At 58.3% G+C, this 19,859-nt stretch carries 18 protein-coding genes and 2 CRISPR repeat arrays; of the genes, 13 read left to right on the top strand and 5 right to left on the bottom strand.

Going from position 1 to position 19,859, the window contains the following annotated elements:
* Positions 1–5: 5 nt before the first annotated feature.
* The 10 genes from HZB29_02580 (at position 6) to HZB29_02535 (ending at position 11,442) form a co-directional block, all read left to right on the top strand.
* Positions 6–947 (top strand): D-alanine--D-alanine ligase, encoded by a 942-nt coding sequence (locus HZB29_02580; protein ID MBI5814478.1) that lies wholly within the window; start codon positions 6–8, stop codon positions 945–947.
* Positions 937–1,794, top strand: coding sequence for an FtsQ-type POTRA domain-containing protein (locus HZB29_02575; protein MBI5814477.1), 858 nt, complete (start codon positions 937–939; stop codon positions 1,792–1,794). The genes HZB29_02580 and HZB29_02575 overlap by 11 nt, the downstream gene beginning before the upstream one ends.
* Complete coding sequence (gene ftsA / locus HZB29_02570) at positions 1,787–3,016, top strand: cell division protein FtsA (GenBank protein MBI5814476.1); 1,230 nt, start codon at positions 1,787–1,789, stop codon at positions 3,014–3,016. The genes HZB29_02575 and ftsA overlap by 8 nt, the downstream gene beginning before the upstream one ends.
* 69 nt (positions 3,017–3,085) lie before the next feature.
* Positions 3,086–4,381 carry a cell division protein FtsZ gene (ftsZ, locus tag HZB29_02565; protein ID MBI5814475.1) on the top strand — a complete coding sequence of 432 codons (1,296 nt, stop codon included), beginning with the start codon at positions 3,086–3,088 and terminating at the stop codon, positions 4,379–4,381.
* An 18-nt stretch (positions 4,382–4,399) separates the two neighbouring features.
* Positions 4,400–5,056 (top strand): DUF484 family protein, encoded by a 657-nt coding sequence (locus tag HZB29_02560; protein MBI5814474.1) that lies wholly within the window; start codon positions 4,400–4,402, stop codon positions 5,054–5,056.
* Positions 5,057–5,134: 78 nt separating this feature from the next.
* Positions 5,135–6,418 carry a diaminopimelate decarboxylase gene (lysA, locus tag HZB29_02555; protein MBI5814473.1) on the top strand — a complete coding sequence of 428 codons (1,284 nt, stop codon included), beginning with the start codon at positions 5,135–5,137 and terminating at the stop codon, positions 6,416–6,418.
* A gap of 115 nt (positions 6,419–6,533) precedes the next feature.
* Complete coding sequence (locus HZB29_02550; protein MBI5814472.1) at positions 6,534–8,447, top strand: response regulator; 1,914 nt, start codon at positions 6,534–6,536, stop codon at positions 8,445–8,447.
* Between the two features lie 95 nt (positions 8,448–8,542).
* Positions 8,543–9,712 carry a hypothetical protein gene (locus HZB29_02545; protein ID MBI5814471.1) on the top strand — a complete coding sequence of 390 codons (1,170 nt, stop codon included), beginning with the start codon at positions 8,543–8,545 and terminating at the stop codon, positions 9,710–9,712.
* A 205-nt stretch (positions 9,713–9,917) separates the two neighbouring features.
* Complete coding sequence (locus HZB29_02540) at positions 9,918–10,778, top strand: ParA family protein (protein MBI5814470.1); 861 nt, start codon at positions 9,918–9,920, stop codon at positions 10,776–10,778.
* A complete protein-coding gene (locus tag HZB29_02535) occupies positions 10,765–11,442 on the top strand; it encodes a DUF697 domain-containing protein (protein MBI5814469.1) in 678 nt (225 codons plus the stop codon). The genes HZB29_02540 and HZB29_02535 overlap by 14 nt, the downstream gene beginning before the upstream one ends.
* Before the next feature lie 104 nt (positions 11,443–11,546).
* Here HZB29_02535 and HZB29_02530 read toward each other — a convergent pair whose 3' ends face one another.
* From HZB29_02530 to HZB29_02520, 3 genes are read right to left on the bottom strand one after another with little or no spacing between them, the layout of a single operon-like run.
* A complete protein-coding gene (locus tag HZB29_02530) occupies positions 11,547–12,065 on the bottom strand; it encodes a tyrosine-type recombinase/integrase (GenBank protein ID MBI5814468.1) in 519 nt (172 codons plus the stop codon).
* Positions 12,066–12,108: 43 nt separating this feature from the next.
* Entirely contained in the window at positions 12,109–12,597 is a 489-nt protein-coding gene (locus HZB29_02525; GenBank protein ID MBI5814467.1) for a type II toxin-antitoxin system MqsA family antitoxin, read from the bottom strand.
* A 5-nt stretch (positions 12,598–12,602) separates the two neighbouring features.
* Positions 12,603–12,761: a type II toxin-antitoxin system MqsR family toxin gene (locus HZB29_02520; protein ID MBI5814466.1), complete on the bottom strand. Its 159-nt coding sequence runs from the start codon at positions 12,759–12,761 to the stop codon at positions 12,603–12,605.
* Between the two features lie 126 nt (positions 12,762–12,887).
* Here HZB29_02520 and HZB29_02515 point away from each other — a divergent pair, with 126 nt between their 5' ends.
* The 3 genes from HZB29_02515 to HZB29_02505 all read left to right on the top strand — a co-directional run bounded on the left by HZB29_02515 (position 12,888) and on the right by HZB29_02505 (position 14,570).
* On the top strand, positions 12,888–13,535 hold the full coding sequence (locus HZB29_02515; GenBank protein ID MBI5814465.1) for a curli assembly protein CsgG: 648 nt from the start codon (positions 12,888–12,890) through the stop codon (positions 13,533–13,535).
* Between the two features lie 200 nt (positions 13,536–13,735).
* The gene (locus HZB29_02510) at positions 13,736–14,128 is read left to right on the top strand and encodes a hypothetical protein (GenBank protein ID MBI5814464.1); all 393 of its coding nucleotides are present in this window, start codon (positions 13,736–13,738) and stop codon (positions 14,126–14,128) included.
* A gap of 115 nt (positions 14,129–14,243) precedes the next feature.
* Entirely contained in the window at positions 14,244–14,570 is a 327-nt protein-coding gene (locus tag HZB29_02505) for a hypothetical protein (GenBank protein MBI5814463.1), read from the top strand.
* Between the two features lie 478 nt (positions 14,571–15,048).
* A CRISPR array of direct repeats spans positions 15,049–17,821; the repeat unit is 29 nt; unit sequence CGGTTCATCCCCACGTGTGTGGGGAATAC.
* Between the two features lie 11 nt (positions 17,822–17,832).
* Positions 17,833–18,409: direct repeats of the CRISPR family, unit length 29 nt; unit sequence CGGTTCATCCCCACGTGTGTGGGGAATAC.
* Positions 18,410–18,526: 117 nt separating this feature from the next.
* On the opposite strand, the gene cas2 is transcribed toward HZB29_02505, so the two are convergent.
* Positions 18,527–18,844, bottom strand: a complete 318-nt coding sequence (gene cas2 / locus HZB29_02500) for a type I-E CRISPR-associated endoribonuclease Cas2 (protein ID MBI5814462.1) — start codon at positions 18,842–18,844, stop codon at positions 18,527–18,529.
* Positions 18,825–19,736, bottom strand: a complete 912-nt coding sequence (gene cas1e / locus HZB29_02495; GenBank protein MBI5814461.1) for a type I-E CRISPR-associated endonuclease Cas1 — start codon at positions 19,734–19,736, stop codon at positions 18,825–18,827. Before cas1e ends, cas2 begins: the two co-directional genes overlap by 20 nt.
* Positions 19,737–19,859: the final 123 nt, after the last annotated feature.

Raw genomic sequence — 19,859 nt, 5'->3', positions numbered from 1 at the left:
GAATAATGAACACGGAAAAAGCTGTGAACAGACTTAAAGGAAAACGCATCGGCGTTCTTATGGGCGGAATGTCCAGCGAGCGCGAAGTGAGCCTTAAGACCGGCGCCGCCGTCCTGGCGTCGCTGCAAAGGCTCGGCCTTGCCGCGGTGGGGATAGACGCCGACAGAGGCCTGTGCGAAAAGCTCAAGCAGGAAAAAGTGGACATCGCCTTCATCGCCCTGCATGGCAAATACGGCGAGGATGGCTGCGTGCAGGGCGCCCTCGAGCTTATGGGCATACCCTACACAGGCTCGGCCGTGGCCGCCAGCGCCATCGCCATGAGCAAGACGCTGACAAAGATAATATGCCGGAGCGTGGGCGTTCCCACCCCCGGCTGGCGGACGCTTATGAAAAAGGACTTCACGCCCCAATCGTTGTCCGGCGTAACGGCCCCGGTGGTGGTAAAGCCGGCCAACGCCGGGTCGTCCATCGCCGTCACCATCTGCATGTCGGACGATCAGATCGCCCCGGCGGTGGACCTGGCTTTCGGCGAGGACGAAGAGGTGTTGATCGAAGATTTCATATCGGGAACCTTGATCACGATAGGAGTGCTGGGGGACATGACCCTTCCGGCGGTGGAGATAGAGCCGGAGGGCGGCTTTTACGATTATGCGCGCAAGTACACCCCGGGCCTGACGAAATACCACGTTCCGGCAAGGCTCCCTCAAAATATCCTCGACGAGGCGGCGGCGCATGTGCTCGCCGCGCACCGGGCGCTGGGATGCAAAGGAGTTTCGCGCTCCGAGGTGATAGTGGACGCGCAGGGGCGAACGTGGTTCATCGAGCTTAACACCCTGCCCGGAATGACGGAGACGAGCCTTTTGCCAAAAGAGGCCGCGCAGATGGGAATCTCCTTTGACGACCTGACGCTGACAATACTCATGGAGGCGGTGGCCGATGCCGGTTGAGGCGAACAAGACGATCATTACGCAAATCCCGGAAAGGGAGAAGGAAGGGGCGGGGAGCGCCTTTGCCACGGCGTTCAAGGCGGCGTGCGCCACGGCGGCGGTGATCCTCTCGCTTCTGGCGGTGTACGCGGGATATGAGGTGGTGGCCCGCAACCAGATTTTCACCGTAAGCGAGGTGAGGATCACCGGGGCGGCGGTATTGAAGGAAAATGACATTTTAAAGATCATCGGCCCGGTGGATGGGAAAGGCCTCCTGGGGCTGGACATAAAGGAAATCGGCGCCAGGCTCGCCTCCGAACCGTGGGTGGAGAGCGTGGAGATAAGGCGCGAGTTGCCTGGTTCGCTGGCCGTCAGCATCAAGGAAAGGACGCCGCTGTTCAGGGCTTCAATCAGCGGGGCGGCGTGGCTGGTGGACGGCGCGGGAGTCCTTGTGGCCAAAATGACCGGAGTGGACGACACGCCCCTTCCTGCGTTGCGGGGCGCTGCCCTGGTGGGAGGCGAGGCCAGGCCGGGCGGCTCGCTGGACGAGCGGTCGGTCAAGGACGCCCATGCGGCCCTGACGGGGCTGGCCGGCTACAGGCTTCTGGGCAAGTGGCCGGTGGCCGGGCTGGACGTTTCCCAGCCGGGAATAGTGAAAGTGATGTTCAAGAACTCGGACACTTCGCTGACAGTCCCCAGGGGCAAATGGAGCGACGTGGCGGAAAGGCTTTTCACAGTGGATCACATACTCAGGACCAAAGGTGGCGCGGAGCCGGTTTCTATAAACGTGGCTTTTCCCGGAAGGGTGGTAGTCGCCTATCCGGGCAAGGGAACTCCCCAGGAAGGAAGGAAGGCTGGCAATGGCTAAAAACAGGGATTTGGTTGTTGGGTTGGACATCGGCACCACGAAGATCTGCTGTGTCATCGCCGATGTGGGGGGCGACGGGATAGACATCATCGGCTTAGGCTCCCATCCGTCGCAGGGACTGCGCAAAGGGGTGGTGGTGAACATCGAGGCCACGGTGGAATCCATCAAGGCGGCGGTGGAAGAGGCGGAGACCATGGCCGGGCAGGAGATAGAGTCCGTATATGTCGGCGTGGCGGGGGGGCATATAAAGGGGCTCAACAGCCACGGGGTTATCGCCGTAAAAGGGAGCGAGGTCACCCAGCATGACGTGGAGCGGGTGATAGACGCGGCCAAGGCTGTGAACATCCCCATGGACCGGGAGGTGATCCACGTGCTCCCGCAGGAATTCATCGTGGACGGCCAGGACGGGATATTAAAGCCCATCGGCATGCGCGGGGTTCGGCTGGAGGCCAAGGTGCACATCGTCACAGCCGCGGTCACCAGCGCCCAGAACATTGTGCGCTCGGTGAACCGGGCGGGGTTGGAGGTGGACGACATCGTCGTCGAGCAGCTCGCCTCCGCGGAAGCTTCGCTGGACGACGATGAAAAGGAAATAGGCGTGGGGCTTGTGGACATGGGTGGCGGCACCTGCGACATCGCCCTGTACATCAAGGGGGCGATAAAGGCCATATCGGTGGTGGCCCTAGGGGGTGAGAACATCACAAACGACATCGCCATCGGGCTTCGCACCCCCAACCATGAGGCGGAGAAGATCAAGCGGCAGTTCGGCTGCGCGCTTTCCACCATGGTTTCCGACGACGAAATCATCGATGTGCCCGGCGTGGGGGGGCGCGAGCCGCGGCAGGTGTACCGCCGGGTGCTCGCGGAAATAATCGAGCCGAGGGTGGAGGAGATATTCATGCTCGTAAAGCGGGAGATCGAGCTTTCCGGAAACCTGGGGCATATGGCCTCCGGCCTGGTGCTCACCGGAGGGACCTCCATATTGCAGGGGATCCCGGAGATCGCCGAGGAGATATTCAACATGCCGGCCCGGCGCGGATTCCCCCGGAAAATCAGCGGGCTTATGGACCTTGTGAACAGTCCGCAGTACGCCACGGCGGTGGGGCTGATCCTGCACGGGGCGAAGGACCACAAGGCCGGCGGGCGGCGCCAGATAAAGGGGCGCAACATGTTCGACAAGGTGCTCGGGAGGATGAAGGAATGGGTGAAGGACTTTTTCTGATCCGCCCGCAGGGAGCGGCGGCTGTGAGAACAAATATGAAACGAAAACGGGTAAAGGGAGGATTTTGAGATGGCGGATTTTGCCGAGACGGACGACGGACAGGTGTTTTTCGATTATGCGGACGAGGCCGCGGAAAACCTGCATTCGGCCAAGATCAAGGTGATCGGGGCCGGAGGCGGCGGGGGCAACGCGGTGCGCACGATGATCCAGCAAGGGATCAACGGCGTGGAGTTCATCGTGGCCAACACGGACGCGCAGGCGCTCAAAGCGTCGCCTGTGCCGCTGAAGATCCAGATCGGCAAACAGCGCACAAGGGGCCTTGGCGCGGGCGGCCGGCCGGAGGTGGGGAAGGCCGCGGCCATTGAGGACGAAGAGGCGATAAAGGACTTTGTCAAGGGGGCGGACATGGTGTTCGTCACCGCCGGGATGGGGGGCGGCACCGGAACCGGGGCAGCGCCTGTGATAGCGCAGATCGCCAAGGAGATGGGGGTGCTTACCGTGGGGGTGGTGACCAAGCCGTTCTCCTTCGAGGGGAAGCGCAGGGCTGAAAACGCCGAGCAGGGGCTCGTGGAGCTTCGCAAGAGCGTGGACACCCTCATAGTCATCCCCAACCAGCAACTGCTCGGGTATGTTGGCAAGAACATGCCGGCCAACAAGGCGTTTGAGACAGCCGATGGCGTGCTGTGCAGGGCCGTGAAGGGGATTTCGGACATCATCACCGGCGTGGGGCTCATTAACCTGGACTTTGCCGACGTGCAGACCATCATGAGCCAGAAAGGTATGGCTCTCATGGGCGCGGGGCTTGCCACGGGGGACAACAGGGCGGTGGAAGCGGCGCAGAACGCCATTCACAGCCCGCTTCTGGAGGACTCCACCATCGAGGGCGCCAAGGGTGTGCTCATCAACGTCACCGGCGGGCCGGACCTTTCGCTTCACGAGATTCACGAAGCCGCCACGTACATCACCGACGCGGCCGACCACGAGGCGGAAGTCATCTTCGGCGCCGTGATAGACGAGAGCATGGGCGACAGCGTCTCGGTGACGGTGATCGCCACCGGATTCAAGAGCGCGCAGGAGATAAAGCGGGCCGACGAGTACCGCGCCGCGGAAATGCGGATCGAGCCTGCCCGCAGGAGCGAGATACGCACAGGGGTGAGCGCTGCCCTGAAGATCACGCCGGCGCAGGACAGGCTCCCGGCTCCGCAGTCCATCGTCCAGCCGTTCACGGAGGCGCAGAAGGTGGCCCTGCCGTCGCTGCCCCCCCCTCCGCCGCGCAGACAGGGCCTTCGGGTGGTCAATGGCGACGTGAACATCCTCGACGAGGACCTGGACATACCGACCTTCATCAGGAAACACGCCGACTAACAGGGAGGCTGACGGGAAATGAAGAATGAAATGGTGGCCCAGGCGGTGAAGATGACGAACACCCAGCTTCGCCAGTACAACTCCGCCCTGAGGAAAAACCTGCGGTTTTTGATCTCGTGCTCCACGGAGAACGAGAAGACCCAGCAGAAGATGGACGAGATGGAGGAGGTCATTTTCACGGCGGGGGACCTAAAGTCCCTGGCCGACTCGCTGATAACCGGCGGCAAGAAGGTCTTCGGCATGGACGCCATAACCGTGACTCTGGAAAACTCGCTGATCTCCCACTTCCCGGCGGGGTACAAGGAACCGGGAGGGGGCGTGTTCATCAACTCCTCCAACGTGTCGTTCCGGGACTCGCAATGGCTTTCGGCCCGTTTGGGCGAATCGGACGAGCCATCCCTGCGTGGGGACTTGCGGAGCGGGTCTTCCGACTTTTTCAACGGATCGGCGGCAAAACTGCGCTCCGAGGCGATACTGCCGGTGTACTTTGAAGGCAGGCCGGTGGCTGCGGTGGCGTTTGGAAGCAAGAATCCCTCGCGGTTCATGGAAGGGTTCGGCGGCCGTTATTTAAAGCGCATGGCCAGGACCCTGGCGCTGAAGATAGGATATTTCACGGCGGCGGGGCCGGAAACGCTGGTGACAAATCAGGTGACTTCAGGAGGCGCGGCGGGATAAAGTTTATAAAAATAAAATAAGCGCCCCTGTGGGACATGGCTGAACAAGCATGCCGCGGGGGGAATGGAGTGACAAGAAATGAATGCCGTAAAACTTTTCCCGTTCACCGGCGGGGAGCTTAGGATCGGCGGCAAGTCCATCCGCCAGATAGCGTTGCGCGCCGGTACCCCTTTCTATATATACGACGCCGCAATCCTGCGCCGGCAATATCAAAGGCTGGCGGCGGCCCTTCCGGAAAACACCTTCGTCCATTATTCGGTGAAGGCAAATCCGAACATAAACGTGGCGCGTGTGTTCGGCAAGCTTGGCGCCGGGGCGGAAGTGGCCTCGGAAGGCGAGCTTGCCATGGCGCTAAAGGCCGGGTTTGCCCCTGAGAAAATAATATTCGCCGGGCCGGGAAAGAGCGAGGCGGACATCCGGATGGCGGTGGCCAAAAAGATCGGCTGTATCAACGTGGAGTCGGCGGCGGAGCTTGGCAGGATCATAACGGCCGCCTCCGAGACGAAAAGCGCACGGCCCGTCAAGATAGCGTTCCGGGTGAACCTGACGTTCACCGGGGGGGCCGGCGAGGTGATGACCGGCGGGCCGCGCAAGTTCGGCACAGACGACACCGAGCTTCCGCGCCTGATAAAAAAAGCCCTGGCCGAAAAGCGGGTGGAGGTGATGGGATTCCACTGTTTTGCCGGGACACAGATAACCGATACGGACACTCTCGGCGCCATGTACCGAGGCTTTGCCCAGTGGGCCGCCACGACGGCGGCAAAGCTTGGGATGACGGTAAAAACATTGAATTTCGGCGGCGGGCTGGGGATTCCATTTGGCGAAAAAGACCGGGAGCTGGACGTGAAAAAGCTTGGCGCGGTCATACGGGACGTGCGGCGGGAGATTCTGTCCACCCCCAATTTCGCCCAGACCAGATTGCTTCTCGAACCGGGCAGGTATCTTGCCGGGCCGGCGGGGATTTACGTTTCACGCGTGACGGACGTGAAAACATCGCGCGGGCGGCTTTACGCCATCACCGACGGGGGGATACATCACGCCATCGTCCCGATAGCGCTCAACAAAAATTATCCGGCGGCCATCCTGACAAAAACAAAGGGGCGCAAGGTTGTTGAATGCACCGTGGCGGGCCCCCTGTGCGCCTCGGCGGACCAGTTTTCGCGCATCATAAAGCTCTCTTCGCCGCGAATCGGCGACCTTCTGGGAATATTCAATTCCGGCGCGTATGGCTATACGGCCGGAATGCTGTATTTCCTCTCCCACCCATTGCCCGCCGAAGTGATGGCGGACGGCGCAAGGTTGTTCCTGATACGAAAGACCGCCCGGCCGGACCATGGCGCAGCTTCCCCGGAGAGGATATAAACTTTCCCCCGCCGGCATTTGCCTGTTTTATTGACGGGAAATTTCATTATAATAATCAGGCAAAGAGATGACTGAGGGGTAGTTTCTCCTTTCGCCTTCAAAACAGGCCGTATCTATGAACAATGAGGGATCCGAGTTCAAGGTTCCAGTAGAGGTAAAAGGTTCGTCCATACTTCTGGCTGATGACGACGAGATAAGCCTCTTTGTCCTTTCCAGCTATTTCGAGGCCCACGGCTTCACCTGTTTCAAGGCCGAGAACGGCGCCGCGGCGCTGGACATCCTGATGTCAAACCACGTGGACGTGGTGCTTTCCGACCTTCGCATGCCGGAGATCAGCGGGCTTGAGTTCCTGGCCCGGGCCAAACAAAAATACCCCTCCCTGGTCTTCATAATCCTCAGCGGCTTTAGGAACATAGAAGCGGCCGTGGACAGCATCAAGGGGGGGGCGGAGGACTATATCGTAAAACCGTGCGAGCCCCAACGGGCCATGACCACCGTGGTGCGGGCGCTCCAGCGCAAGAAATTGCAGGACGAGAACAAGCGGTTGGAAGCCGAGCGCCAGAAGGCCGAGGCGGCCCTGCGCGAGACGGAAAAGAAATACAGGCAACTGGTGGAGAACGCAAACGACCTGATTTACACCCATGACCTGCAAGGAGTCATGACCTCGGTCAACCACGTGGCAACCTCGCTGACCGGATATTCCATCGAGGAGATCATCGGGACCGATTACAAGAAGTTCCTGGCCCTGGAGTTTCAGGCGCTTGCCGAAGAAAACATGGGCGCCAAGCTTGCCGGAAAGACGGAGACCACCCGTTACGAGGTGGAGATAGTGGCAAAGGACGGCCGGCGCGTTCCGCTGGAGCTTAGCACCCGGTTGATATACAAGGACGGCGCGCCGGTGGGTGTGCAGGCCATTTGCAGGGACATGACAGAGCGCAACAAGGCGGAGGCGGCGCTGCGGACGGCCAAGGAGCAGGCGGACGAGGCGACGAAACTGAAGGACAAATTCGTTTCGCTCGTCTCCCATGACCTGCGCTCCCCGATCGCCACCGTCTCCGGCTGCCTGAACATCATTAAGAGCCGCTCCGGGGAGAGCATGGAGGACGGCTCGCGGCAGATACTCGACAGGGCGCTTGGCACCTGCGACGGGATGGTGAAGATGATAGACCAGCTGCTCAATATCTCGCGGCTCAAGACCGGGAAGATAAAGCTGGTCCGAAGGTTCATAGACGCCCATCCGATGGTGGCGGGGGCGCTGGACGGGCTCTCCCTGATCGCGGGAAACAAGGGGGTGACGCTTGTGAACCATGTTCCGCCCAGGACGCGGCTATTCGTGGACTACAACCTTTTTTACCAGGTGGCCCAGAACCTGGTTTCCAACGCGGTCAAATTCTGCCCCGCCGGCGGGTCCGTCACGGCCTTCGTCCCGGAAAAAAGCAAAGGTGTTTTGGCGGTGAAGGACACCGGCGTAGGGATAGACCAGAAAATAATCCCGGACCTTTTCCGGCACGAGGTGAAGACCACCACCATCGGCACCGCCGGTGAAAAAGGGACCGGGCTGGGGCTTCCTCTATGCAAGGACATTATGGAGGCGCACAGTGGGAACATTGTGGTGGAGTCGGAGCCCGGGAAAGGCTCCGTGTTCTATCTTTCTCTGCCGGAAGTGAAACCGGTGGTGCTTGTTGCCAGCGGGGACGACGGGATAAGGGGCGAGATCGCCTCGCGCCTTTCCGGGCTGGAGACAGAGCTTGTGGAGGTGGACAGCGGACTGTCCGTCCTGCAAACGGCGTCGGCCCGCCAGCCTCATCTTGTGATACTCGACTCCCAGATGCGCGGTGACGGCGGGCGGGAAGTGATATCGCTTCTCAGAGCGTCTCCGGAATGGGGGGACACTCCCATAATGATGATCCTGGGGGATCATAACGGCGATGAGAGGGAGAAGATGATAAAGCTTGGCGCCCACGATTGCATCCCCCGTCCCATAAACGGGGAGGAGCTTGTTCCCCGGGTACGGCGTTTCATTTTCTAGGCCGCGCTTCTTGCCATTCCCCCCCGCCCCGGCTGGTGGTAAACTGCATTTAAAACCACGGTCATAAGTCCGTCCAATCATAGATGATGATGAACATGAAAAAAATATGGACGCTGGCGGCGGCTTTCCTTGCCGCCACGCTATCCTCCTGCGCCACGGATGAGGCTGTCGTCCGGGGAGGGGGAGGCTCCACCATCGCACAGGCCCAGGCGGAAAAGTACAATGGGCCCAAGGCCCGCGTGGCGGTGGTAAAGTTCATCGACAAGACCGGCAAGGCCAAAGGCGAAATAGGCGAGGGGATGGCCGACATGCTCACCACCGCCCTTTTCAACACCAACCGCTACATCCTGCTGGACCGGCGGGATCTGGACGCGGTGATAAACGAGCAGGACTTCGCCGTGAAAGGCCAGGTGTCGGCCGCCACCGCCGCAAAGACCGGCCAGCTTGAAGGGGCCGATCTTCTGGTGTTCGGCGCGGTCACCGCCTTTGAGGAGGACGAACTGGGGGCAGGCGGCATAATCGTCGGCGCCATTACCCTGGGGGCGTCCATTGCCGTCGGCGCGGCCAACCAGAAGGACAATCTTCCCATCGGCGCCGTCACCTACACTGAATCGTACATCGCCATGGACATGAAGATAGTGGACGCGCGCACCGGGCGGGTGGTGGCGGCGAACACTGTGGAAGGCAGGTCACAGAACTGGGGAGGCGGCGTGATCGGCGGGGTGGGGGGCGGCTGGTCCCGCGCCCCCATCGGGCTTGGCGGATGGAGCGGGACGAGTGTGGAGGCGGCGGCGCGGGTGTGCGTGGAGGCGGCCGTTCGCGACATGGCTCGCAACACCCCCTGGGAATATTACAGGTACGCCGAGACCATGGACATGACCCCGATCGGAAAGATCGCCCAGCTTGACCCGCTGGTCTTGCCCAACGCCAGCGCCGCCGGGGTGGCCGGGCCACAGGCTATGCTGATCGACAACCAGGAGAGTTACCAAAAACTGCTGGTGGACTTAAAAGTGGCCGAAGCGTATGCGCCGGCGTTCGACTGGAGATACACCCGGCTCATAGCTGTGTTCGCCGGTGAAAAGCAGGTGAAGGGGCACAGGATCGGAGTGGAGAAAGCCGTGGACCGGGGCAAAGAGATGGAAGTGACCGTCCGCCAGACCGTGCCATTGGACATGAAAAACGCCCCCCACGGGCCCGAATGGCCATATGAAATAGTCAGCCTGCCCAATCCGGGCAAGCCGGTGCGGTTCATCTGGCCGAAGTGATGGCGCCACGCCCCGAATTTGGTGTATAAAAGAGGGGAAGCATTGGCCCCTCACGGAACATTATTGCGAATGACCAAATCCAACGGCAGCACGGCGAAATACATGGCGACGCTGGCGGACATCGCCAGGCTCACCCATGACGATCCGGATTCGCTCCGCCGCCAGTTCGATCCACACAGCCTGGTATACCTGGGCAGGAACTCTTATGGCATCGCCCCGGGCCGCGTCCGAAGCTATCTTGAGCAACGGGGGGGTGGACTATTCATTCCGGACCATCGCCAATTTGAACCTGCGCGGCGGCATCGGCAAGACCACAGTGTCCATAAACACCGCCACCCGCGCGGCGCAATACGGCTTTAAGACATGCCTTCTGGACATGGACTCGCAAGGCTCGGCCTCGCTGGCGTTTGACGCCATCCCGGAGCCGGGGGACCCGATCTTTTACGATGTGTGGCAGAAGCCGGACGAAACGGTCATGAACTCGCTGTGCGAACTGGACGAAAACCTATACCTGCTCCCGTCGTCGCTGGAGAACGGCCTTTTGGACTCGGCGCTGACAAATCCCGCCTCGCAGAAAAACGCCGTGCGCGGCGTGTGCGAAGTGTTGCGCGCCAATGGATTCGACCTGATCGTTATGGACTGCCCCCCCTCTTTGGGCGCGGCGGTGATATCGTCCATATGCGCGGCGGACACCGTGGTGATCCCCGTTGCGCCGGACCCTTTTTCCATACGCGGGCTGGAGCTTACGTTGGGCGAAATCATGTCCATAACCGAAACGTTCGGACTTGCCCCCCCATCGATTACCGCCCTGTTCAACAGGTTCGACAAGAGGGAGAAGATGTCCTTTGACGCGCTTGAGACGTTGCGCAGGGTGTTTGGAGACCACCTCTCCCCCGTGGTCATCAGGACGAGCACCGATTACGCGAAGGCATTGGCCCGCAGGGAGACGATATTCGCCGGATTTTCTAAAAGCCAGGCGAAAGAAGATTATGATATGTTTATAAAAAGCCTTTTAAGGCTGGACGGGTTCGCCACCAGAGGAGACGCAGGATATGGCCAGGGATGAGATGATGGACAAAGGCAAAGGTCCGGACGAAAAGATGAAGATAGCGCGACCGAGGCGGAGGATATACGAAGCGCCCGCGGAAGAGGCCGCCCCGGCGCCCGGCGCGAAGGAGGAGAAAAAACCAGAGCCTGTGGCCGCACGAGTGGCTGAGCCTGCCGTGGTGGCCGTGGCCCCGGCGGCCAGTGAAAGAGACGCCCCGGCGCAGGACACTGTCCGGCCCGAAGCTTTGGACATAATCAAAAGCCAGGTCATCTATTCTATGGGGGTGGCCGCCGCGCCGGTGCCGCTGCTGGACATAGCGGGAGTGTTCGCCGTTGTCCTGAAGATGCTAAAAAAACTGGCCGGACTTTACGGGGTGGACTATTCCAAAAGGACGGCGATGCGGATGACGACTTGCGCCGTTGGGAGCGCGGGGCCGCTTTTGGCATCCGGCCTTGGGACGTCGCTATTGATGGGCGCGGCTCCCATGCTCGGCGCGGTGGCGGGGCTCACGTCGCGGCCCATCCTTTCCGGAGCCACTGTTTACGGCATCGGCATGATGTTCGCCAGGCATTTTGAAAAAGGGGGAACGCTAGAGGACATGACCTTTGGCCCCACGCGGGACTATTTCAAAGAAAAATACGGCGAGGGGAAGGCATACGTGTCCAGCCTGCACAGCGTCTGACCGCATGCCCGATATCCGGGGCGGCGAAGGAATGGTAGGCGGAGAGGGGATCAAACCCACGGCATCCAGCTTGTAAGAATGGATGCCGATTTGTAACACATTGATTAATCATTGCTTAAAATCTCCTTTTTCTCTTGGGAAACAACGGGAAACAAATTTGCCTTGTCCCGGAACTCCAACACCTTGCCGACGGTCTGTGGAAAAACGTGCTTATAATGCTTGCGTACCACCTGGCTTGAGTTGTCCAGCCCCATGGCGATTTGATCATCGGAAGCGCCAGCTTGCGCCAGTTGAGACGCCATTGAATTACGCGAGAAAGCGTAAGGAGTCGCTTCTTTTGACAGGCCAGCTTTGTCCCTCGCTTTGTCGTAAATTTTGTAAAGGTAATCTTTTGTGTAGTGATGCCATCTTTTGGTCCTTGGAACCTGATACGCGAAGACGAAACTTTCAGGCCCGGTGATACGGCCTTTCAACGCGCACTTGATTATGTGCGCGACACGATCAAGAGGATATGATCGCTCGGCTTCGCCTTTTGGTTTTAGGCCATCGCGAAGCTTGTTGTTATCCCATCTTCTCCGCGTCCAATAAACACCAGTGTCGAAATCAAGGTCCCGGAACTGCAAGGCGCGCTTTGATCAACTTCGCCTTCCTTGTTTCTTCTCCCTTTCAGGTCTCGGACATATCAGAAACCCTTTTCATTTGGTGGCGCGCCATCGCCTTGGATGGTTTGCGCCGGACGCTGGCTTTAACGCTCTTCTCGTCCCTTACTTCGTCAAGTAATCCCGGATGGCGATCCAGCACCATCAGCAGTTTGACCAGCGACAACGGTGGTTTGGCCTTCCCCGTTTCATAGCGGGAGAATGCATTCACGCCACCACCGAATATCTCGGCGGCCTCGCGCTGATCAAGCCGAAGTTTCTTGCGGACACCAGCGATATACCCCGGATCCACCATCGAGGCGTTCACGGACTTATTGAACTCCAACATCAATCCGCTCACCCGATCCGATTCTTCAGGCGCGAGAACACCCTCTCCGCAGGCTGGACAAAAATCACCGGTCACCCCGGATATGACTGTTGATTCACCCTTGTAGGAGTAAGGAATATCTCTGGTGCCGTGGGTTGGTTTACCCTTGCCGCAGAACGGACATCTCATTTTCCTCACAGCTCCTTGAAAGATACGATGAGCAAATCATCCAAGACCATAAGTTTGATATAGACCTTTCCAGCAGGCGTGGCAAGCCGGTAAACATCCTGCCATACCTTATGACTTGAGTAAGTTGTCATGCTTTTATAAAAGTCCTTAATCTCCAGCGACATCACAACGTCAACGATATCTTGAAAATCGCATCGTCACAATCGTCCTCGACGGGAGAGGCGAAAGAGACAAAGGTCACCACTATTTCCATCCCCGTCCCAAAGTGCGGGGGGACCGTGGGGAACATCATGATCGGCGATTTCGATTGCAAGGCCGCCTCCTGCTCCAATCCGGCGGCGAACGATCCACGCACGATGTTTCTGGCGCAGGCGCTGGGGCAAGGGGGGATACAAGGGGTCGGGCACGGGCTTCGTAACATGCTAATGACCGCTGTTAAAGAAAGCGGATGCTTCAAAGTGATAGACCTCGACCAGTTCAAGCAGGTGTCCGAGAAACTGGCGGCCACGGGTCAGAAAGTCAAACCTCCGAAGATAGATTACATTTTGTCCGGGACGATCACGTCGCTGGAATTGTCCAAGGAAGGGGGCGCGCTGGGCGGCGGATTCATCCCCGTGCTTGGGATGGTCAGCAAGAACGAGCAGAAGGCCAGGATGGGGGTTGATATCAGCCTCATGGACCCGGTTTCGCTTGAAGTGACCAACTCGCGGGCTTTCGAGGCAAATTCGGAGAAAAGCTCGTGGGGATTCCTTGCGGGAGGAATTTATGGGCCGGGGGGCGCGGCCGGCGGATGGAGCGTGAGCAAGAATCTGGCGCTGGACAATGTTGCGCGCGAAGTGATCGTGGAAAGCGCGAACTATGTCTGTGAAACGCTGGCCTCCGGCAAGATCACCGAACGGCCCGTCAAACCGGTGGCTGACAGCAAGACCAACAAATAATCTACAGGAGGGGAGTTATGAAAAAGAGGGTTTTAAAGGTGGTGTCTCTTATAGCCGCACTTTTCGCAATAACCTCGTGCGGAGGGGGAGGTGGGGGAAGTTCAACGGAAAGCTCAACTTCGTCCAGTTCAAGCGGCCTCACCGCCGGGGGAGCTGTCACTGCAGGCACATCAGCCAACTCATCCAGCTGTGTCACCGGCTTGGACGGACGTGTTACGGGACAGCACTCAGGGTATGTGGAAAATCCCGGCGGCGGGAGCAACTCTACCCTTGTGGCATGTCTTGCCGAGTCCAACGGAACCATCACCGGAACGGCCACTTTGACCGGCTCCACGTGCGTGACCAGCACCGAGGGCGCTGTCACCGGGTCTATAGGAGGCTGGACCACATCTTCGAGCGGGTCTCAAAAAGCTGACGCATCTCTCACCTTTACTTTCGGTGATGTCACCATAACCGCTTCAAGCTACACATACTACAGCATTGACTACCTCTGGGGGATGCTCTACTGGCAAGGCTTTTACACAAGCAGATATACCTTCTCCGGAGGGGCCTGTGACGGGAGCCATAATTCCGGCGGCAATCTTTCAAAGTAGTATCCGCCATAATGCAAGGAAAGAAAGGTCTATGCTTGCCACTTGAGTTTTGGATAAGAAGCATATGACCCTGCCATAATTCGGCAACTAAAGAGACAAAGCGGAGAGCTAAGAAATGAACCTGGAAAACTGCGATATTCAAGTTCGGCGCGAGCGGCTCGGGCAGACGGGCAAGCTGATCCACGACGCCGTCCTCATTTTGCAGGACGGCCTGCGCGACGACACGGATCCATATAGCGAGGAATATCTTTTTGCCGTCGGAGGGGCAAGGCACGCGCTCTTTAACGCACTTGGGCATGTGAATGAAATTGGGGATTATGTGCCGGGCCGGAACAAGTTCGAGGAGCTTATCCGGCCATTGTTAGTCGAAGAAACGCCGCCAATCTGGATAATGAATGAAATGCTTGAAGCGTTGGAAAAAGTCCGCGTGGTGTTGCCGTGAGCAATGCAGACGCATGCAACGCGCAGCTATTTCATTTAAGATAATAACGAGGCGCGCGGTGGGGACTCCCATTTCCCCCACAATGCGCGCCGGAGTCGCCTCCGTGCTACGGCGGGGAGATTCACCGTGTCACACACGCCTCGTTAAGTGCCTTAGTTTACGACCCGCCCGCCACCATAGCGCAATCAGGCGACTTTTTCCGTCCTTTCAGTTTCATTATTAACGCCTACGCAAGGATGTCTGGCGGTCAACTTGCCTTCCTGGACATCGCGCGAAAGCCGTTCCGGGAGATAATCCTCGACACTGCCATATAAAGTTTCCCAATGATTACCGTGCCCTGGCTTATGTGCTTCCATCAATCCTCACATTTATTATTACAGAGCACAAGCTCACCAGATGAGCCTGTGAAAAATAAAGTGACCTTCCCCCGATGATTGGAGCGTGGGCGGGGGATTACAAATGGCGCCGTTCCCCGCCGCGGTTCATCCCCACGTGCGCGGGGAATACCAATGAAAAGTTTGCCAGAGCTCGAAGATGAGCGGTTCATCCCCACGTGCGTGGGGAATACGGCGCGCAGAGCGTCCATGGCGCCCACCTGCACGGTTCATTCCCACGTGCGTGGGGAATACGTGGCGAATTCCATGCGCATAGCTTCGATCTCGGTTCATCCCCACGTGCGTGGGGAATACAAGCTTCGCCTGTCGCCTTTCTTGAATCCCGCCGGTTCATCCCCACGTGCGTGGGGAATACTCTCGTGCACCTGGGCCATCGCAAGCGAGGAGCGGTTCATCCCCACGTGTGTGGGGAATACACGCCAATTCAGGGGCATATAGCGCATATGTCCGGTTCATCCCCACGTGTGTGGGGAATACTTCCAGATTGCAGCTGGCGCCGCCTCGCTCACCGGTTCATCCCCACGTGTGTGGGGAATACCCGAAGAGATCATGGTGCGCCGTGCGCGGGAGCGGTTCATCCCCACGTGTGTGGGGAATACCAACGCATTTGCTCCGGCATCTCCACAGCGAGCGGTTCATCCCCACGTGTGTGGGGAATACTGAATCCGGCAAATGGATAATGGTTGCCAAATCGGTTCATCCCCACGTGTGTGGGGAATACAATAGAGGGTGTGGTTGCCCGATGCGTTCCCGCGGTTCATCCCCACGTGTGTGGGGAATACATGACGAATTCACCCACTTCCATCCCGATGTACGGTTCATCCCCACGTGTGTGGGGAATACAAGGGCATCCGCAAGCGCCGCTTCGCGTTCGGCGGTTCATCCCCACGTGTGTGGGGAATACACGATGTGTATCTGATAAAAGACCCGGTAAAACGGTTCATCCCCACGTGTGTGGGGAATACTTTGCTTCGGTGGCTGTTTGCAGGGCCACGGCCGGTTCATCCCCACGTGTGTGGGGAATACGTAATAACGGTCATGATCGCTGTGTTCCCTGTCGGTTCATCCCCACGTGTGTGGGGAATACGGGCGCCCCATCGGGAGAGCTACCTCGTGGCACGGTTCATCCCCACGTGTGTGGGGAATACGTATATGATTCATCCCCCACGTTTCCCATTGCCGGTTCATCCCCACGTGTGTGGGGAATACTTGCCCGATGCGTTCCCGCTTTTGTAATAATGCGGTTCATCCCCACGTGTGTGGGGAATACGCGTGCGCCATCCGGACGGACTGGATGGCCGCCGGTTCATCCCCACGTGTGTGGGGAATACACCCGTTGGAGACGGCTCCCTCGGCTGTGTACCGGTTCATCCCCACGTGTGTGGGGAATACGCGGCTATATCTCCCCAATCATCATCAGCGTCCGGTTCATCCCCACGTGTGTGGGGAATACATGACGAATTCACCCACTTCCATCCCGATGTACGGTTCATCCCCACGTGTGTGGGGAATACACCAGCCCGATGGAATCACCCGCCGTGTCCAGCGGTTCATCCCCACGTGTGTGGGGAATACGATAGTCTTTTCCTCCGGCAATTCGTCAATGGCGGTTCATCCCCACGTGTGTGGGGAATACGTTCTATCTCCGTTCGCAAAGCTGATTTAGGCCGGTTCATCCCCACGTGTGTGGGGAATACGCGTTTGAACGCCGCCTGCGCTGTTTCCGACCCGGTTCATCCCCACGTGTGTGGGGAATACGCAAGCCCCACGTTGCGGAATTCGGAGATGTCCGGTTCATCCCCACGTGTGTGGGGAATACTCCCTCGAAGCGCTTGATGAGGTTGAAACCTGCGGTTCATCCCCACGTGTGTGGGGAATACTCATCGCTGGAATGAGTGACGCGAAGATGCGCCGGTTCATCCCCACGTGTGTGGGGAATACTCGGCGTTTCCCTGCTGCCAGTAGCCGAGGAACGGTTCATCCCCACGTGTGTGGGGAATACACGGACACCACGGAATCACCGGCTACGCCGGCCGGTTCATCCCCACGTGTGTGGGGAATACGATAAACCGATCCGCCGTTATAGCCCCAGCGCCGGTTCATCCCCACGTGTGTGGGGAATACATGACTGCTGGATCGTGATGTAATGCCGGAGCCGGTTCATCCCCACGTGTGTGGGGAATACCACTGAATGAACCAGGGGGGCTTCCCATATGCCGGTTCATCCCCACGTGTGTGGGGAATACTGAATCCGGCAAATGGATAATGGTTGCCAAATCGGTTCATCCCCACGTGTGTGGGGAATACTTCCCTGGATAACGTTCGACGGCGTGATCTGCCGGTTCATCCCCACGTGTGTGGGGAATACGCCGGTGTCGGAATCCGCCGTGTTCTGTTCCACGGTTCATCCCCACGTGTGTGGGGAATACAAAAGGGAAAGGTGTTCGAGCCAATCCAACGCTGGTTCATCCCCACGTGTGTGGGGAATACGTATATCCCGGCGTGGCGGCCCAAAGCGCGGCCGGTTCATCCCCACGTGTGTGGGGAATACGCGGTAATTCGCCCCGCCGATCATCGTCAAAACGGTTCATCCCCACGTGTGTGGGGAATACATCTGTCCACAATTTCGTTATTGCCGACTGCGCGGTTCATCCCCACGTGTGTGGGGAATACTTACCGCCGCGATAGCTACCGGATTTGGCAGCCGGTTCATCCCCACGTGTGTGGGGAATACTTTAGGACACTTTCGAATAATTGAAACATTGCCGGTTCATCCCCACGTGTGTGGGGAATACTCTCTCTCCTCGTTTAGTGTTAAGTAATTTATCGGTTCATCCCTGTCCACAATTTCGTTATTGCCGACTGCGCGGTTCATCCCCACGTGTGTGGGGAATACTTACCGCCGCGATAGCTACCGGATTTGGCAGCCGGTTCATCCCCACGTGTGTGGGGAATACGCGTGCGCCATCCGGACGGACTGGATGGCAACCGGTTCACCCCCACGTGTGTGGGGAATACCCTGGGGATATTGACGAGCGTGGACACGACAGCGGTTCATCCCCACGTGTGTGGGGAATACGCGGCGGGTAACACCACCGCCTCCGTCACAGTAGGTTCATCCCCACGTGTGTGGGGAATACATAAACCAAAACACGCTACCAATTCTCGCCTCCGGTTCATCCCCACGTGTGTGGGGAATACTGAGCCACAGGCTCCCCAAATTTTTCGATGAGCGGTTCATCCCCACGTGTGTGGGGAATACGTCAGAACCACGCCACGGGAGGCGGCATTGCCCGGTTCATCCCCACGTGTGTGGGGAATACGCCGCTCCGTGGTCGGCCCGTCCGTATCAGCCGGTTCATCCCCACGTGTGTGGGGAATACACGGACACCACGGAATCACCGGCTACGCCGGCCGGTTCATCCCCACGTGTGTGGGGAATACTCTTAGCTCAACCGCCTGTTTCCAAATCTTATACCTTGCCAGGAATTTATACCAGACTAAGACGGCTTTTCCCGTTCGTAAAGATTTGTGACAGGCGGGCGCTCACTTCCCGCGATGTCAAAGAGCGCTCTTTTCCCCTTGATCAGGCTTTGGCGCTTCTGTTGGAAGGAAAGAAACCAGTTTGATCCCATCCTTTTCCAAAGGTATTCGCCGGTTACTTCCAAGGGTTACGAAGTCAAATCCTGATTCCGTATTTGTATTCCAGGCCATTACGGCGTTGCCGTCTTCTATCCCGGCCTCCACTTGGCTCCAAAGCATCTCCCGGACGCGCCGGGAATATTCACCTACATACACTCCCGCCCGAACCTCCAAAAGCCACACCGCCATCCGTCCGCGCAGGCGGGGCGGGGCGTTTTCAAGCACGATGACCAGCATCGCCCAATTTCTCCTCTTCTGGTATGGCTATCGGCACAGATTCCTTTGGGGCTTCGGGCGGCTCCATCCCGCCGGCTGACAGCACTTCCTCGATTAAGGGGATGATAGTGGCCAGTACATTTTTCTCGCGGAAAGTATCGCGGCAAGCCAGGCGTACTTCCCGTTCCACATCATGTGGCTTTTTAGCGGCGATCCTGAATGCCGCCGGGATCACTGTATCGAACTTGTATATATCAGCTATGTCATAAACAAAGGATTGGGGTTTGCCGGTGTGGATGAATCCAACTGCGGGCGCATACCCGGCGGCCAAAATTGCGGCTTCGGTTATCCCATAGATGCAGGCAGTTGCCGCGCTTACTGCTCGATTCGCAATATCGCCACTTCCCCATTCATTTGGATTGTATCTTCGCCCTTTCCAAGGAACGTTATAGCGTTTTGCAATGAGTTCATATGTTCTTTTCACGCGAATGCCCTCTATGCCTCTCAATTGTTCGACACTACGGCGATTTGGCGGTTCCTCGCCAAATCGCATGGTGTACATTTTTCGCACGACTTTTAAACGTGTATCGTCATCCAAAGCCAGCTTAGCTTGATACAACAATCTGTCGGAGCGTGCTCCGCCGGGCTGGCCGGCGGCATAGAGACGCACACCGGCTTCACCCGTCCAAATAAGCAGGCACCCCACGCGGGCGGCTAATGTGACGGCCGCGTGGGAGACTCTGGCGCCCGGTTCCAGCATCAGACAGGCGACACCTCCCACCGGGATATGTGTTCGTATGCCGGTCTTGTCCACCACCACAAAAGCCCCATCAAGCACATCCAACTCGCCTTTCTCAATAAAGAGCAATGAGATGCGTTCTTTCATGGCGATGGGTCTTATTAACCGTCTCATAATAATATAGACATTATTATATATGTATCAAGCCGCGTATTTCGTCGTTTCGCCGTTGAAGTACGATATCACCAGGTCCGGTGATTTCTGGACACGCCGCATATGACTTATCACCGCGCCCTT

The sequence above is a fragment of the Nitrospinota bacterium genome (genome assembly GCA_016235255.1).
In the GTDB taxonomy this organism is placed as follows: Bacteria; Nitrospinota_A; UBA7883; order UBA7883; family JACRLM01; genus JACRLM01.
Note: the sequence above shows the minus strand (reverse complement) of the source record. Positions and strands in the feature narration are given on the sequence as shown.